Annotated in this window: 14 protein-coding genes; 8 read left to right on the plus strand and 6 right to left on the minus strand. The window is 69.0% G+C overall.

What is annotated here, in order from left to right; genetic code table 11:
* Positions 1-42: 42 nt before the first annotated feature.
* From M8330_RS06870 to M8330_RS06885, 4 genes are read right to left on the minus strand one after another with little or no spacing between them, the layout of a single operon-like run.
* Positions 43-618 carry a hypothetical protein gene (locus M8330_RS06870; protein ID WP_250056732.1) on the minus strand — a complete coding sequence of 192 codons (576 nt, stop codon included), beginning with the start codon at positions 616-618 and terminating at the stop codon, positions 43-45.
* Positions 619-658: 40 nt separating this feature from the next.
* Positions 659-1201, minus strand: a complete 543-nt coding sequence (locus M8330_RS06875; protein WP_250826717.1) for a hypothetical protein — start codon at positions 1199-1201, stop codon at positions 659-661.
* Positions 1189-1557, minus strand: coding sequence for a VOC family protein (locus M8330_RS06880; RefSeq protein ID WP_250056720.1), 369 nt, complete (start codon positions 1555-1557; stop codon positions 1189-1191). Before M8330_RS06880 ends, M8330_RS06875 begins: the two co-directional genes overlap by 13 nt.
* 1 nt (position 1558) lies before the next feature.
* Positions 1559-2227, minus strand: coding sequence for a hypothetical protein (locus tag M8330_RS06885; protein ID WP_250826718.1), 669 nt, complete (start codon positions 2225-2227; stop codon positions 1559-1561).
* Positions 2228-2333: 106 nt separating this feature from the next.
* Here M8330_RS06885 and M8330_RS22375 point away from each other — a divergent pair, with 106 nt between their 5' ends.
* Positions 2334-3329 (plus strand): GNAT family N-acetyltransferase, encoded by a 996-nt coding sequence (locus M8330_RS22375; protein WP_250826719.1) that lies wholly within the window; start codon positions 2334-2336, stop codon positions 3327-3329.
* A gap of 60 nt (positions 3330-3389) precedes the next feature.
* Positions 3390-3851: a GNAT family N-acetyltransferase gene (locus tag M8330_RS06895; RefSeq protein WP_372490187.1), complete on the plus strand. Its 462-nt coding sequence runs from the start codon at positions 3390-3392 to the stop codon at positions 3849-3851.
* A gap of 27 nt (positions 3852-3878) precedes the next feature.
* Here the strand turns inward: M8330_RS06895 and M8330_RS06900 are convergent, their stop codons facing one another.
* Positions 3879-4223: a YciI family protein gene (locus M8330_RS06900; protein ID WP_250826722.1), complete on the minus strand. Its 345-nt coding sequence runs from the start codon at positions 4221-4223 to the stop codon at positions 3879-3881.
* A 256-nt stretch (positions 4224-4479) separates the two neighbouring features.
* Between M8330_RS06900 and M8330_RS06905 the strand changes: the two genes are divergently transcribed.
* Together M8330_RS06905 and M8330_RS06910 are read left to right on the plus strand one after the other, a co-directional pair.
* Positions 4480-5208, plus strand: coding sequence for an alpha/beta hydrolase (locus M8330_RS06905; RefSeq protein WP_250826723.1), 729 nt, complete (start codon positions 4480-4482; stop codon positions 5206-5208).
* A gap of 72 nt (positions 5209-5280) precedes the next feature.
* The gene (locus tag M8330_RS06910) at positions 5281-6147 is read left to right on the plus strand and encodes a GNAT family N-acetyltransferase (protein ID WP_250826724.1); all 867 of its coding nucleotides are present in this window, start codon (positions 5281-5283) and stop codon (positions 6145-6147) included.
* A 4-nt stretch (positions 6148-6151) separates the two neighbouring features.
* Here M8330_RS06910 and M8330_RS06915 read toward each other — a convergent pair whose 3' ends face one another.
* Complete coding sequence (locus tag M8330_RS06915) at positions 6152-6466, minus strand: hypothetical protein (protein WP_250826725.1); 315 nt, start codon at positions 6464-6466, stop codon at positions 6152-6154.
* Between the two features lie 101 nt (positions 6467-6567).
* Between M8330_RS06915 and M8330_RS06920 the strand changes: the two genes are divergently transcribed.
* The 4 genes from M8330_RS06920 (at position 6568) to M8330_RS22380 (ending at position 13663) form a co-directional block, all read left to right on the plus strand.
* Positions 6568-8079, plus strand: a complete 1512-nt coding sequence (locus tag M8330_RS06920; RefSeq protein WP_250826726.1) for a recombinase family protein — start codon at positions 6568-6570, stop codon at positions 8077-8079.
* A gap of 2228 nt (positions 8080-10307) precedes the next feature.
* The gene (locus M8330_RS22660; RefSeq protein ID WP_372490188.1) at positions 10308-10568 is read left to right on the plus strand and encodes a helix-turn-helix domain-containing protein; all 261 of its coding nucleotides are present in this window, start codon (positions 10308-10310) and stop codon (positions 10566-10568) included.
* A 502-nt stretch (positions 10569-11070) separates the two neighbouring features.
* The gene (locus tag M8330_RS06925) at positions 11071-12138 is read left to right on the plus strand and encodes a hypothetical protein (protein WP_250826727.1); all 1068 of its coding nucleotides are present in this window, start codon (positions 11071-11073) and stop codon (positions 12136-12138) included.
* An 814-nt stretch (positions 12139-12952) separates the two neighbouring features.
* Entirely contained in the window at positions 12953-13663 is a 711-nt protein-coding gene (locus tag M8330_RS22380) for a recombinase family protein (protein ID WP_250826728.1), read from the plus strand.
* Positions 13664-14064 lie beyond the last annotated feature (401 nt).

Genomic DNA, 14064 nt, shown 5'->3' on the forward strand with positions numbered 1-14064 from the left:
TCACCGAGCCGTTCACCCGCGCTCTGGTCACCCGTGCTCTCGTCACCAGGGCGAACCCGCGGCCGTCGCGCGCCGGGCGGCGCGCCGGGCCGGCAGGCCCAGCGCTGCGGCCACGAGCAGGCCGAGGAGGCCGACGCCGCCGAGGACGAGCGGGAGCGGCCTGTCGGTGAGCATCTGGGCCGTGGGGAACGCAGGGGCGCCCGCCACCGCGACGCTCCAGCGGCCGCCTGCCTCGCAGGAGACGCGCGCCGTGGCGGTGGGGGAGTCGAAGGACGCCCGGGCGACCCAGTCGCCCACCGACCCGCCCGGCAGTCGGGGCCCGTCCGCCGTCCGGGTGACCGGCACCTTCTCGCCGCGGGCGTCGAGCACCGTGCAGCCCGGCAGAGCGGTGCCCAGCGTCCACACGTAGGTCGGGGCGTCGGTCGCCGTGGCGACCGTGTGCCGGCGCCCGTCGACCGCGACCACCGCGTCGTCGGCGAAGGTCCAGCCGTCGGCGGAGGTCATCACCAGCCCCAGCCACGCCCAGGCGGCGGCGAGCACGAGCAGGGCGGTGGCGCCCAGCGCGAGCAACCGGACCGGTTCCGAGGTCGCCCCCGCTCGTAGCGTCGTGTCGGTCATGACACGGATGGTAAAGGCCTCGGGCCCGGCCTGCGGCGCTTCAGGCGGTGCTCGGCCCGTCGCGTCGCGCCCGGAGCCGCAGCACCGCGGACGCGACGAGCCCGACCAGACCCACCCCGACCAGGAGGAGGGGCACCACCTGCCGGCGGACGAGGGCGAGCGCCGGCGTGCCCGGGTCGGCCGCGATCGCGACGCGCAGGTCGCTGGGGGTCCGGTTGAAGCAGGTCACCGTGACCGGGCTCGAGGAGGCGGTGAAGGAGTCGGTGGCGATCCAGCCCGGCCCGAGGAGGCCGGAGGGCAGGTAGTGGGGCAGGTCGGCCTCGGCGAGGGTGAGCGCGGTGCCGTCGTCCTCGGTGACCGTGCAGCGTCGCGCCGTGGTCTCGGAGATCCAGACGTAGGTCGGCCGGTCGGTCGCCACGGAGACCACGTGCGGCTCGGAGTCGACCGGCACCAGGGCGTCGTCGGCGAAGTCCCAGTCGCCGAGCAGGCCGCGGACCACCGCGACCGTGCCCCACACCAGCCCGACCAGCAGCAGCCCGGTCGAGACCAGGGCGAGGCGCCCGGCAGCTGTCAGTCGACGCACAGGCAGAACGGGTGGCCGGCCGGGTCGAGGAAGACCCGGAAGGACGTCCCCGGCTGGTGCTCTGCCCGCGTCGCCCCCAGGGCCAGGGCCTGCGGCTCGGCGTCGTCGAGGTCGCGCACCATGACGTCCAGGTGCATCTGCTGCGGGTGCTCCTGGCCGGGCCAGGAGGGCGCCGCGTAGGCCTCGACCTGCTGGAAGCACAGGCAGGCCGAGCCGTCCTCGGGGCGGGCCTCGGCCCACGACCCGTCGTCGTCGACCCGCACCGTCCAGCCGAGCATCGAGCCGTAGAAGCGCGCGAGGCCTCCCGGGTCCGGGCAGTCCAGGACCACGCTCGGGTAGGCGGCGAAGGCCGGCACGTCAGCGACGCTTCCCGGGTGCGGGAGCGGTGCCCTGGTGCTGGGCGGCCACGAGGACCAGCGCCATGGTGACCAGGGCGACCCCGATGATGGTCAGGCCCAGGGGCGCCTGGGTGCGGGAGTCGCCGAGGTCGAAGGCGACCGTGCCGCCGGCGCCGATCGCCACGACGTCGGGCCCGCTGGCGGCGCAGGCCACGGTGACCAGGCCGGACGTGGGCACGAACTGCCCGCCGGAGGTCCAGGTGCTGCTGCCGGCCGGTCGGGTCAGTGCCTGCGAGGGGGCCAGCGCCAGGCGTTCGCCGGACGCGGCGTCGCCCACGCGGCAGCCCGGCACGGCGCCCGTGGTGGTCCACATGCGGGTGGTCTCGCCGGCGGTGACCGCGACCTCGTGGGCGCTGCCGTCCGCCGGCACGAGGGCGTCGTCGGCCCACGCGTAGCTGTTGAGGCCGCCGAGCACGAGGGCCAGGCCCCAGGCGGCGCCCGCGCCGACGAGGGCGACGCCCAGGCCGGCGAGCGTGCGGGTCCACACGGAGATGAGGGGACGGTCGGCCATGGCGGCGAGTCGGGTGCCCACGCCTGCCTCCGGAAGGGTGGTGGGGGAACGGTCGAGCGCCGTGTCGACGGTCGGGTCCAGCGTGACCTCGGCGAGGGGGACGGCGGCGTTCGTCATGCCCGGCACCCTGCCACGTCTTTACCTTCGGCAGGGCCACCCGACCGGCGGTGCGGCCCGGGAAAACGGGTTGCCGGCGCGGACGGCGGCGAGCAGGGTGCGCGTCGTGGACGACCCCGATCTCGACGCCCGCACCGGCCTGCGCTGGACGCCCCTCGTGCGCGCCGACCTGCCCGACCTGGCCCGTCTGTACGAGGTCACGACCGCCCACGACGAGGACCCCGAGCGGCAGTCGCTGCCCATGCTGGAGGAGTTCGTCGACTCGCCGCGCTCGCGCCCGGCCGAGGACGTCCGGGTCGGCCGCAGCGAGGACGGGACGCTCGTGGCCGTCGCGTGGGCCGGCTGCCACCGCTCGATCACGGAGGTGCGCCGCGTCCACCTGGGCGGGGCGGTGCACCCCGCGTGGCGGCGGCGTGGCATCGGCGGGGCGGTGCTGGCCTGGCAGCTCGCGCACGCCCGGGCCTGGGACGAGGCGACGCGGGAGCCGGGCCACGGTCCGCTGGTCGCCCGGCTCTACGCGCCGGTGGGCCAGGGCGACGTCCGCGACCTCGCCACCCGCCACGGGCTGGAGGTGGCGCGGTACTTCACCGAGATGACCCGGCCCCTGACCGACCTGCCGGCGCCGCGAGGCGTGCCGGGGGTGCGGCTGGTCGACCTCGATCTCGCGCGCAGCGCCGAGATCCACCGCGTGCTCGACACGGCCTTCGCCGACCACTGGGGCCACGCGGACCGCACCGACGACGTGTGGGCCGACCAGATCGGCTCCTCCGTCGTCCGCCCGGCGTGGTCGGTGATGGCGCTGGACGAGGGGACCGGGGCGATCGTCGGGGTCGCGCTGTCGTGCGCCTACGAGCAGGACTGGGCCGCCGAGGGAAGGTCCCAGGGGTACACCGACGAGCTGGGGGTGCTGCGCAGCCACCGCGGCCGGGGCGTGGCGACGGCGCTGCTCGTGGACTCGATGCACCGGTTCGCGGCCGCCGGGCTGGACTCGGCCGGCCTCGGGGTCGACACCGCGAACCCCTCCGGCGCGCTCGGGCTCTACCGGTCGCTGGGGTACACCGACGAGGCCGCGACCTGCGTCCACGAGTGGTCGCGGCCCTGACGCTCCTGCTCCGGTCACCCGTGGTGCGCCGCGGCGTGGTGTGATGCCCGGGTGGCTGGCGTGACCCTGCGGACCGTGACCGACGACGAGACCCGGGCCGCGGCGCGCATCGTGCGGCGCCCGGACGACGAGGCGCACCTGGTCGCCGACGTCGACCGCTCCCTGGCCCAGTGCGCGGAGGACGCCGCGCTCGAGCCGCTCGTCGCCTGGGACGCGCGCTGGTGCGGGCTGGAGGTGCCCGCGGCCCCGGCGGTCGGGTTCGCGGTGCTCGAGGCGCGCGGTGGCGTCGGGTTCGTGCTGCGGCTGATGGTCGCGCCCGAGCAACGCGGGCAGGGCTACGGGCGGGCGCTGCTGGACGCGGTCGTGGCCCGGGCCCGGCGGGTGCCGTCCGTCGAGATGGTCGCCACCAGCCACCGCGCCGAGAACACGGTGATGGCGTCGCTGTGCGCCGCGGCCGGGTTCACCGCCTGGGAGACGCCCTTCGCGCACGACGCGGACGAGGTCTACCTGCGGCTGCCCTGACCTGCGCCGGTGGCCGGGGTCGGGAGGTCAGCCCTTGAACGGCCGCACCTCCTGCGGCCAGCCGCACGCCTCGGCCACCCGGCCGCCCCAGTAGCGGGCCTCGTCCTCGCCCGGGACGTCGACGATGGTCATCCCGCCCACGAACTCGGGCGTCTGGCGGTAGGGGCCGGTGCTGAACGTCAGCTCGCCGGAGGTGGCGTCGGCGCTGAAGCCCTCGGCCGGGTCCTCCTCCAGGCCGCCGGCGAAGACGAGCACGCCGGCCTCGCGCATCTCCTCGACGGCCGCGCGGGCCAGCGGGCCGCGCTCGGCGAACCACTCGGCCGGGTGGTCGCCGACCCACTGCTGGTTGAAGAAGATCAGGTACTGGGTCATGCCGGGCACTCTCCCGCGTCCGGGGCCTCTTCGCCAGGGTGGGGCGCCAGGGTGGGGCGCCAGGGTGGGGCGCCAGGGTCGCCGCGTCGTCGGACCGGAACAACGCCCGCACCGGCCGGCCCGCACCTCGCTGACCTGCGCCGACACGGCCGCCCGCCGCCGTCCGCCCGCGTTGTTCCGGTTCCCCGACGGCGATCACGGCCGTGACCGACGTTTCGGCCGGCCGCACCGGCATGGCCGCACTAGCGTCAGCGACGTGCCGTTGCTTCCCGCGCTCGCGACGCCCCTGACCCGTCCCCTGGTGTTCCCGCGCCGGGAGACGCGGGTCCCGGTCTCGGTCACTGACGTGGCGCTGAGGGTGCCCGGAGCCGTGCTGCGGGGGTGGGTCACACATCCGGATGCGCCGGCTGCCGTCGTCTACCTCGGGGGCAACGCGGAGGAGGTGGGCGCGCAACGTGGTGTCCTGAGCGAGGAGCTGCCCGGGCACGCGGTGCACCTGATGGCCTATCGCGGTTACGGCGCGAGCAGCGGCAGGCCGTCCCAGCGGGCGCTGGTGGAGGACGCCTGCGCGGTGGTGGACGAGGCGGCGCGCCGGTACCCCGCGCACCCGGTCGTCGTCATCGGTCGCAGCCTGGGCAGCGGCGTCGCCGTCCAAGTGGCCGCGCGACGGGCCCTCTCGGCGCTGGTCATGGTGACCCCGTTCGACTCCGTGGCGGCGGTGGCGCGGGACCACGCCGGCAGGTGGGGCGGACTGGTGGCCGACACCTTCGACTCGGCGTCGCTCGCGCCGCGGGTCACCGCACCCGTGCTCGTGGTGCGCGCAGGAGAGGACACCGTGGTGCGGCCTGCCCGCACCGACGCCCTCCTGGCTGCGCTGCCGCCGGGCACCCAGGTGGTGGACCTGCCACAGGCCGACCACGCGAACGTCCTGCACGCCCCGGGCTGCTGGCCGGCTGTCCGAGCGTTCCTCGGGGCCGAGGGCTGAGCCACGGCGCCGGTGACCCGGTGGGCCGATAACCCGGTGCCGTCGACCGGGGTCCTGCGCGAGGGTGGGGCCATGACGTCGCAGCGACCCCTGCGCGAGGAGGCCCTGTCGGGCTCCGAGCGCCTCGACGCCGCCACCCACCTGCTGCAGGCCGCCCGGGTGGCCGAGCCGGTCGGTGGGGTCTGGGAGGCGGCCGACCCGCAGTGGTGGTCGCGCCGACCGCGGCCCTCCGACGACGTCCCGACCACCTTCTGGTTCTCCGGGCGCGAGCCGGTCGCGGGGGTGCTGCTCACGGCCGAGCAGGACGACGCCTGGCAGTGCGACCCGGTGGTGACCCAGGGCTCCTCGGCCGACCCGGCGGACGTGTGGGACCGAGCGCTGGCCGAGGCCCGGGCCGCTGCCGGGGAGGGCGCCGTGGAGGTGCCGGTGGCGGACGACGACGCGGTCGGTCGGGCCCAGGCCGCACGGCTCGGCCTCGTCGCGGGCCACGGGGACGACACCGGCTGGCTCGACCTCACCGCGGCCCTGCCGGTCGCCGCCTTGGCCGAGGGATACCGCCTGAGCAGCCGGGAGCACCTCAGCGGTCGGCACCACCTCGCGCTGCGCAACGGCCCGGACGTCGCCGACGGTCTGACCGCGACGTCGCTGTACGACCCCGCGCTCGACCTCGTCGCGCTGGCCCCCGACGGCTCGGTCGCCGGCTACGCGCTGCTCTGGCCGGACCCGGTCACCGGCGTCGCGCTCGTCGAGCCGGTGCGGGTCGAGGAGGCGCACCAGCGCCGCGGCCTGGCGCGCGCGGTGCTCGCGCACGGCCTGGCGCTGGCCGCGGCCCGTGGGCTCGCCCGGGCCAAGGTCTCGTGGAGCAGCCAGGCTGCGGGCGGGCTCTACACCGGACTGGGCTTCGTGCCGACGTCCACCACCACGTGGTTCCGCGGCTGAGCGGTCAGGCCGGGGCCTGGTCGGAGAGGAACCGCACCGGCACCCCGCACGCGCGGGCGTGCTCGACCTCGCGGCGGGTGCTCTCCCCGAGGTAGCCGCCCACGTCGACGACGAGCACCTCGTCCGCCATCGCCACCCTGCGCAGGTGGACGTCGGCGAGGCGCTCGCGCTCGTCCGGGGTGGGCTCGCGGGGGACCGCCACCGGGGCCAGCACCACGTGGCCGGCCAGGGTCAGCTCGGCAGTCAGCCGCTCCATCTCGGCCGCGAAGCGCCAGGAGCCGCAGAGCGTGACGACCGGCTGCGGGGCCGACCCGCTCACGCCGGGAACGGCACGCCCGTGTTCGCGTGGCAGCGGTAGCCGTAGGGGTTCTTGTGCAGGTACTGCTGGTCGTACCTAGTCTCCAGCGTAGAGTACCGCTCATGACTAAGAAGGCAGTCGTGTATGCCCGGCTGTCAGCCAGCAAGGACACCTCCATCTCGATCCCACGCCAGCTCGAAAGCGGGCGAAGCTTCTGCGAGGCTCGGGGTTGGGAGGTCGTCGGGGAGTTTCAGGACGACGGAGTCTCTGCGACTAGGCAGGCTCCGCTTGAACGCAAGGGTTGGCAGGCTCTTGCGGAAGTGGCTGGCTCCTTCGACGCAGTCGTCATCTGGAAGATGGATCGCCTGGCGCGGAATACGCTCGACTTCCTGGAGACCCAGCGGTGGTTGGAAGCGCAAGGAGCCGGCGTCGTCGCCGTCGATGGCTCAGTTGACATGACCAGCTCCCACGCCAAGATGATGACCACGGTAGTCGCTGCCTTTGCCGAGTTTGAGGCCGCACAGATGGCTTCGCGAGTGCGGGCTGCACGGTCAGCCAAAATACGCGCTGGTCTCCGGCCGGGTGGGAAGCCCACGTTCGGATGGCGCAACGTGCCGAGCCCCCGGGGCGACGGCTACGTGCTTGCGCACGACCCGCAACGGATCGGCGTGGTCAGTGAACTTGTGAGTCGCGCGTTGCAGGGCCACTCGTTGTACTCGATGAGGAAGTGGCTGACCGAGACCGGAGTTGAGACCCGCCCGAGGCGACGTGCTGGTGCCGATCGATCCGAGCCGCCTGTCAGCGCGCGCTGGCACGAGGCTTCGGTTGAAGCAATCCTGCGCTCGCCGACCCTGGCCGGGATGACCGTATACGACAGCGATCTCTTAAGGGGCGACGACGGAATGCCTGTAGTCGACCCCAGCGTCGCCATCATCAGCCCAGCGGAGCGTCGAAGTCTCCTCGCGATTTTGGACGGGGCCAAACGGCCAGGCAGCCGCCAACGCGAGGGCAGGGAGCCGGCACTCCTCTATGGCATCGTCCGGTGTGCGTCATGTGATGGGCTGCTGTATCGCGCCACGGCCGCCGGGAAGTACAAGCAGTACCGATGCCAGCATCAGGGTTGCCAACAGCCTGTGGGGATTAACCGTCCCCTGCTCGAGATGTACGTGGTGGATCGAGTGCTCGAGGAAAGAGGTGCCGAGAGATCCATCGTCTCAGTACGCCAGGACTCTGGACCGGACCTTGAGCTGGTCGCGGAGATTGACGCAGAGATCAACGAAACGGCGCTACTGCTGACCCGTGACTCTGTGGACAGCCAAGCCGTGCTCGAGCGTTTGGAGTCACAGAAGCGGACCAGGGCAGAGGCGATAGCCGCCGTGAGCGGGGAGCCGGTCTATCGGGTGACGACCTTTGCACTGATTCAGGATTGGGCTCGCACTCGGGACGTCGAGAGCCGCCGACAATTACTGCTTGGGCATGTCGATGCCGTGCGTATCAGCGGGACCGGTCGCCGTGGGCGAGGGCTCGACACGGATCGCGTACAAATTGTGTGGCGGGAGCGGACGCTGGCGGAACGGGACCTGCGCGAGAGACAGCAGGTGGGGTTGTCGCGCTCTGGACTGCGCATCTCATGACGAACCAGGCGGCAAGAATGGCGTCGGGCGCCGCCCTTGGGCAGGCAGCGTACGGAGGTGAGGTATCCCCTCGGCTCGTCCTCGCCAGGGTGCTCACCAAACGCCTTGCCAATTCGGTAGGAGACGATCCGCAGCGCGTTGGCCCGCCGCTGGCCGCTGTGTGTTTGACGAAGCTGCTCGGCGAGATCACTGAGGCCAATTTCATCGGTCACTGCTGATACTTCCCGTGACTCGGCGACCCAGCCTACCGACCTGCCAAGGTTGCGAGCTAGCCCCACCTCCTGGAGCCGACGCAGGTCGTCGCGGACTTGCCGATCGGATTTCCCGACTCCCGCAGCGACTGCGATGGTGGGGACCGGATCGCCGGTAGCCGTGAGGCGTGAGGCGTGCGAGCGTGAGATAGACCTGTCGGAGTGCGTGTCCCAGCGCAGCGCTGAACCACAGTTCGGCGCCTACGTCGAGGCCGAGAGCCACTGCCTCAGTTTCGGCGGTCCCTGACGCAGTAGGCAACTTCACGCCCCCTCTTGCAGAGGAAGGGCCTACTGCGTCACGCACCGCCGGAGCCCACAGATCCGGATGATTCAACCTGTAACGCGTTGCCTTCACACCCGCCCCGCCGTCTGCGATGGATAGGAGGCCCGCGTCCACCGCGGCTTGGAGTCCTCTCCGCGCGGTGGGGGCCGACACGGAAGCCAGTTCGGCGGCCCGGCGGTTGCTCATCCCGACGAGCTTGCTGCCGTTCCTGACCGCCTCGTTGAGCATCGTGACGGCTATCCCTGCCATGGGCTTCGGCACCATTGTCAGGTCGTATAGCTGCCAAAGATCGATGATCGTCTGGTCGTCCTGCTCGGCTTGGTGCGCGGCTGGATTCATCGCCACCCAGTGCACGGCCTTTCTGTACGAACGCTGAATCGTGGCTTGCCGCTGCGAAGGTGATTTTCCGGCCAAGTGCAGGGCGATTGGATGGGACACCTCCAGCCCGGAGACTGCGGCGACAAGATCCTCAACCTGTCGACCCCTTCGGACTTCCATTGTTGCCATTGCCTGCAGATGTTCTGAACCTGAGGCGTATCTCGTACCAGATGCCGATACGTCGTCCTCGGGGGTCCCGGACGAGACGGGGCGGAGGTCGAGCCGCAGGTCAGAAGCTGACGCTAGGCAGTCCACGAACGCCACCACGTCCGCCCGTCGAGGCGCGTCCGGCCGGTCTCGCCGAAGACGGTCCCCAGCTGTCTCCCATGTCATCAGCGGTGAGGACCAGCCCCCCGCCCGATGCGGGGCGCCTGGGGGACGAATGCAGGCCTGGGCACTGGACATGCAGGAAGGGTCCAGCGTTGTGAGACCGAGCGAGATGAGCCGCCGGACGAGAAGCCTGGTCGTCTCAACGTCTACACCGGGGCCCGCAACAACGAAGAAAACGTGCCGGCCCTCAGTCGGGCCACTGCGGGTAATTACCGCGGGTATGCCTGCCTTCGTCAGCAATGCACACAGAGCGTCACCGTCCCTCGCGGCGTCACCCGGCTCGCCGAGCTTGGCATCGAAGTCCAGCGCCACAGTGCCGAATCGGCCGTACTGATTGATCAGGGGGATCGCGTAGGGAGAGCGGGCGATCGCCGACGTCCAGGGGCGCCGCACACCTAGGGAGGAATTGTCTGGAGCGAGTAGACGAACCTCGTCACTACCGTCGCCGAGCAAGGAGACCATGGCGTGTGCGAACGCTAGGCGTTTCCCCAAGTTGGCCCTGCTGAGGTGACCGGGCCTCTGGCCGACGCCGCCTCCGCCTACTCGGGTCCGGCCTTCCGCGGATGAGCGGGGACATGATCGGGTGCCCCGCCTAACCGCACCCGTGCTGGTGCGGTAGCGTCCGTGCCCGCTGGTGGACGTGCGAAGTTGTCGATGTTGGGGTCGCTGATGAGCCAGAGTCATGCGGCGGAGTCAGACACGGTGGGACCCCTAGCGTCTCGGGCTGCGTCATCGCCCCCTCCGGCCAAGTCCAGCGTGCTGCTGACTGGAGGGCCCGCCATCTCCCTCACTTGGATCGGAGCCCGAGAAGTCCAAGCGTGGGCTTGCTGACATCGAGGTAGCTGTGGTTGGTGGGGCCTCCTACGCGGGTGCGGATGGACAGATCGGACGTGACTGGTATCACGTTAGTTGCGGGAAGTAGCACGCGACGCTATCCATTTGGGCGGCCTACCTTGCGGGCAACTCCAACTGAGAAGGAGGCCACGATGGCCGCTAAAAAACCCGCTGCGCCCGAACTCATCAAGACCTACCGCGCTCCCGCCCCCGATCTCCGAACTCGCGAGGAGCTCGCAGAGATTCTTCGAGTAGACGGTCGGTACGTGGAGCGACTCATCGCGAAGAACAAGATCACGCACGTCAAGATAGGGCGCAAGTGCCTCTTCGTGATGGACGACATAAAGTCATTCATCGACTCGCATAGAGTCTGGGCCGAGCCAAGCTACCTTCTCGATCTGCCCGAATTCTAAACCCTCGGCCGCGGGCGTCGGTGACCTTTAACCGCGCCCGCGGTCGTCGTGGTCACCCTTCCATCTCGAGACCGCGGAGACCAGCAGCCGCGGGGCACCTGAGTGTGCAAGAGGTGACCGAGTTCGTTGTCCTTCCCACCTTGACGTCATCCTGAGCTCGTGCGTAGGGTCCGAGTGGTCCAATTCAGGAAAAACTCGGGGAAGTTTCATGAGAAAAATTCGAAGGATCAGCGCGGTCGCCACCCTGGCTGTGACGACCGCCACGGCAGCAGCATTTTCGACAATCCCAGGAACAGTTGGCGCTGAGGCCCAAGCTGAGTCAGCAGGTCTCGGGCCCGCGTGGGGAAGCAGGGCGGATCATTGGCTGCCTAGAATTGCAGATTCGCAGCAGGCCGCAGGGGCTGAACTGGCTCATGGTACCGCCCGTGACGGCCAAGGTCGTCTCCTAGCAGGTGCGGCGGTCACTTTCGAAGTCTGGCCGACTGATGAGGAAGTCAGCGCGATGTCCGGCGAAGGTGGAGTTGTCCTGAAGCCAATCGCGAAGGCGGTCACGGACGAGGATGGTTCATTTGACTTGGTGGCCGACACGGCTCGCGCGCGCGCTGCAAATCTTGTAGTGGGGCAAAGCCGCGACTACACAATTGTACTGCAAGGGGCGGACGGCGAGTTCACTACCCTTCACGGGTCAATGCAGGTAGGGGCTGATGAGATCGCGTCGGCCAGGCACGTGGCTCGTGACGGTCTCTTGGTCGGAACCGACCTGTCGCTTTCTGCCAACTCCATCGACGTCGAACTCAAGACTGGTGATTCCTCGAATCTCCGAGGTTCGTTAACGGCCACGGACTCTAGTGAGGACTACGCAACCGAAGTTGAGCGTGGTGCGCAGAGCGTGGTGGTGAGTTCCAGGCAGCAGGTAGTCGCCTCTGACGCGACGACCGATGAAACCAATTATACCTGCTCCTACTCCGAGAAAGATCTCGGAAAGCGACGCGTCAACGTCGGCAGCGTGCTACTCGACGCCTACGGCGTGACCGGGCGAGTCATTTACAAGAGCGGAACTGAGAGCACCTTGGGTGTCGGAGTTTCTGGGACCGGTAAGTTCGGAAGCTTCACAAGCTCTGGCTCGGTCAATCGAAAGTCGACAAGCACGGTCAAGTTTGGGCGGATCGGCAAGAAGACATCGGAGTATTTCGATACGTACTTCCGCTTCTCCAAGTACTGCGTGATTTATCACAGCCCCGGCCCCACCAAGGAGGTAACCGTCAAGGCCACCAACTTTTCAGGAGGGGCGCCCGAAGCCCGTGGGGCAGTCCCGCCGGACCCGAGTCGGTCCTACTGTGTGCCATATGCTGCAGGTTCCGAGTCGGAATCCGAGGAGCAGCATGCGATCACATGGACTAATGGCGCTAAGCTTGGCGGCAAGATTGGCATCGACCTCTCATCGCGGACCGGCTTCAGCAGTACCTCGCAGGTCAACTTCGTCTTCAATAAGACGAGAAAGTTGTGCGGAACTCACGGCGATCCTGGGGACTCTCCTCGCATGCTTGTAGTGAAGCCTCGCTCGTACTGATGATGCGCAAGGCAGTGCTCAGCTCGGCAGTTCTAGCGATCCTTGGCGCTCTGGTTTCGTGCAGCCAATCAGGTGAGGTAGCGGGGGATGCGATAGAATTATCCGCTGTTTCCAGCGGCGGCCTTTGCCTGCCCTTGCAATCGGACTTGACGAGTACCGTTGGTGATCGTCGTCTAGTGGTCGGCGAAGACCCTGTTCACGTCACGGATGTGCAGCTCGTCGCTAGTGAAGACGTCTCGGTGATTGAGGTCATGCTCGTTCCATACGTCGACCAGGACACTCCTATCTACGTCAGCACTGGCGAATCCTACCCACCGAAGGACAAGTTTCTAACCCCAGCGTGGGAGCTTCGGCGAGAGGCGACTTCTGGGGAATTGGGAGCTAATACAGAGTGGGGCGTTGCTCTCGGGCTCCAAGTCGCAAAGACTGGCGGTAGTTTCGGTGGCATCAAAGTCACTTATGAGCGTGGGGGTGTTGACGAGTTCGTGATGTTAGATGCAGCAGTCCGAATCAGGTCCGCATGCTGAGGGTGGTGGGCTGGCCTGAGACGCTTCGTAGCGTGACGAGTCTCGCTGCCCCAACTCTCGGCGGGATACTGCTTGGTCGAGTCTTGTTTGCTATAGGACCGGTGGGTGCGTCGTGACCCCACGATGAGTGAGAGCCAGGGCTGACCGGGAAAGGGTCCGCAGACGATGTCTGTGGACCCTTTCTGTGTCTTGTGCCTAACCTGGCCGCCCCGTCTATGGAAAACCTGAGCATGGGAACATGAACGCGAATCCTCCGTTTTCCGTTCGGCGTTTGGTAGGAACCCGACGTGGCCAAGAAATCGAAGGTAGCCGACCCTGGCGTCGTGGTGGCCTACACCCGTGTGTCGACAGGCGACCAGGTTGCCAGCGGCGCGGGGCTGGATTCCCAGCAGGACAGCATCGGGGCTGAGGTCTCCCGACGTGGCTGGACCTTGCTCGAGACCTACACGGATGCAGGTGTCAGCGGGAAGTCCATCGCCAACCGCCCCGCCCTTGCGGAGGCTCTGGAAGCAGTGGAGTCCGGGCAGGCGGGCACCTTGGTGGTAGCCAAGCTCGACCGCTTGTCTCGCAGCCTCCTGGATTTCGCTGAACTCATGGCCCGGGCTCAGTGCAGTGGGTGGAATCTAGTGGCGCTTGACCTCGGTATCGACGTGAGCACCCCGGCCGGTGAGTTCCTGGCGTCCGTGATGGCTTCGGCTGCGCAATGGGAACGACGCATCATCGGCCAGCGGACGAAGGATGCGCTTGCAGCCAAGAAGGCGGCAGGCGTGCGCCTGGGACGGCCGAGCGTGGTTCCTGCTGGAGTCCTGGATCGCATCGCCCACGGTCGATCCTCTGGTCGGTCGCTGCGTGCGATAGCGGCTGACTTGACTGCTGCTGGAGTGCCGACTGCCCGAGGAGGAACTGCATGGTCGGGATCCTCTGTCCAGGCGATCATCGCCTCTCAGGCGTTCGCTGATCGGCTGAGGACTGATCGTGGGACGGCAGCGAGATTGTGAGGTCTCGCCACGTGCCTATTCGGCACCATCCGCGGAGCGCGTGCCCGGAGTCATCTCCGTGTTGGCGAGGGATCTGCCGCGACCGCCGTGACCATTGTCCCTACAGGGGCTCACGTCGCGTAGTCAGTGAGCGGACGAGCTCGCTGGCGTCGGTAACAGTCTCGGAGCGTGAACTACCGGAAGCAGAGAGTGGCTCAGGTCTCACTGCGCCCGCCCACGTTGAAGTAGCCCTTGGGGTGGGTTGTGCGCTCGTCCGGCCTGAAGTGAGCGGGCGCTAGAGCGTGTCTGCTTAATCCGGGCGTGGTGGTCGGCGATGGTTGACACATGTCGCGTGTGGCAGTGCTGAATGACGCTCAGTGGGAGCGGATCGAGTCGTTGATGCCGTCCTCGGATGGCCAGCG

The organism is Nocardioides bruguierae, assembly GCF_023656415.1.
Taxonomy (GTDB): Bacteria; Actinomycetota; Actinomycetes; order Propionibacteriales; family Nocardioidaceae; genus Nocardioides; species Nocardioides bruguierae.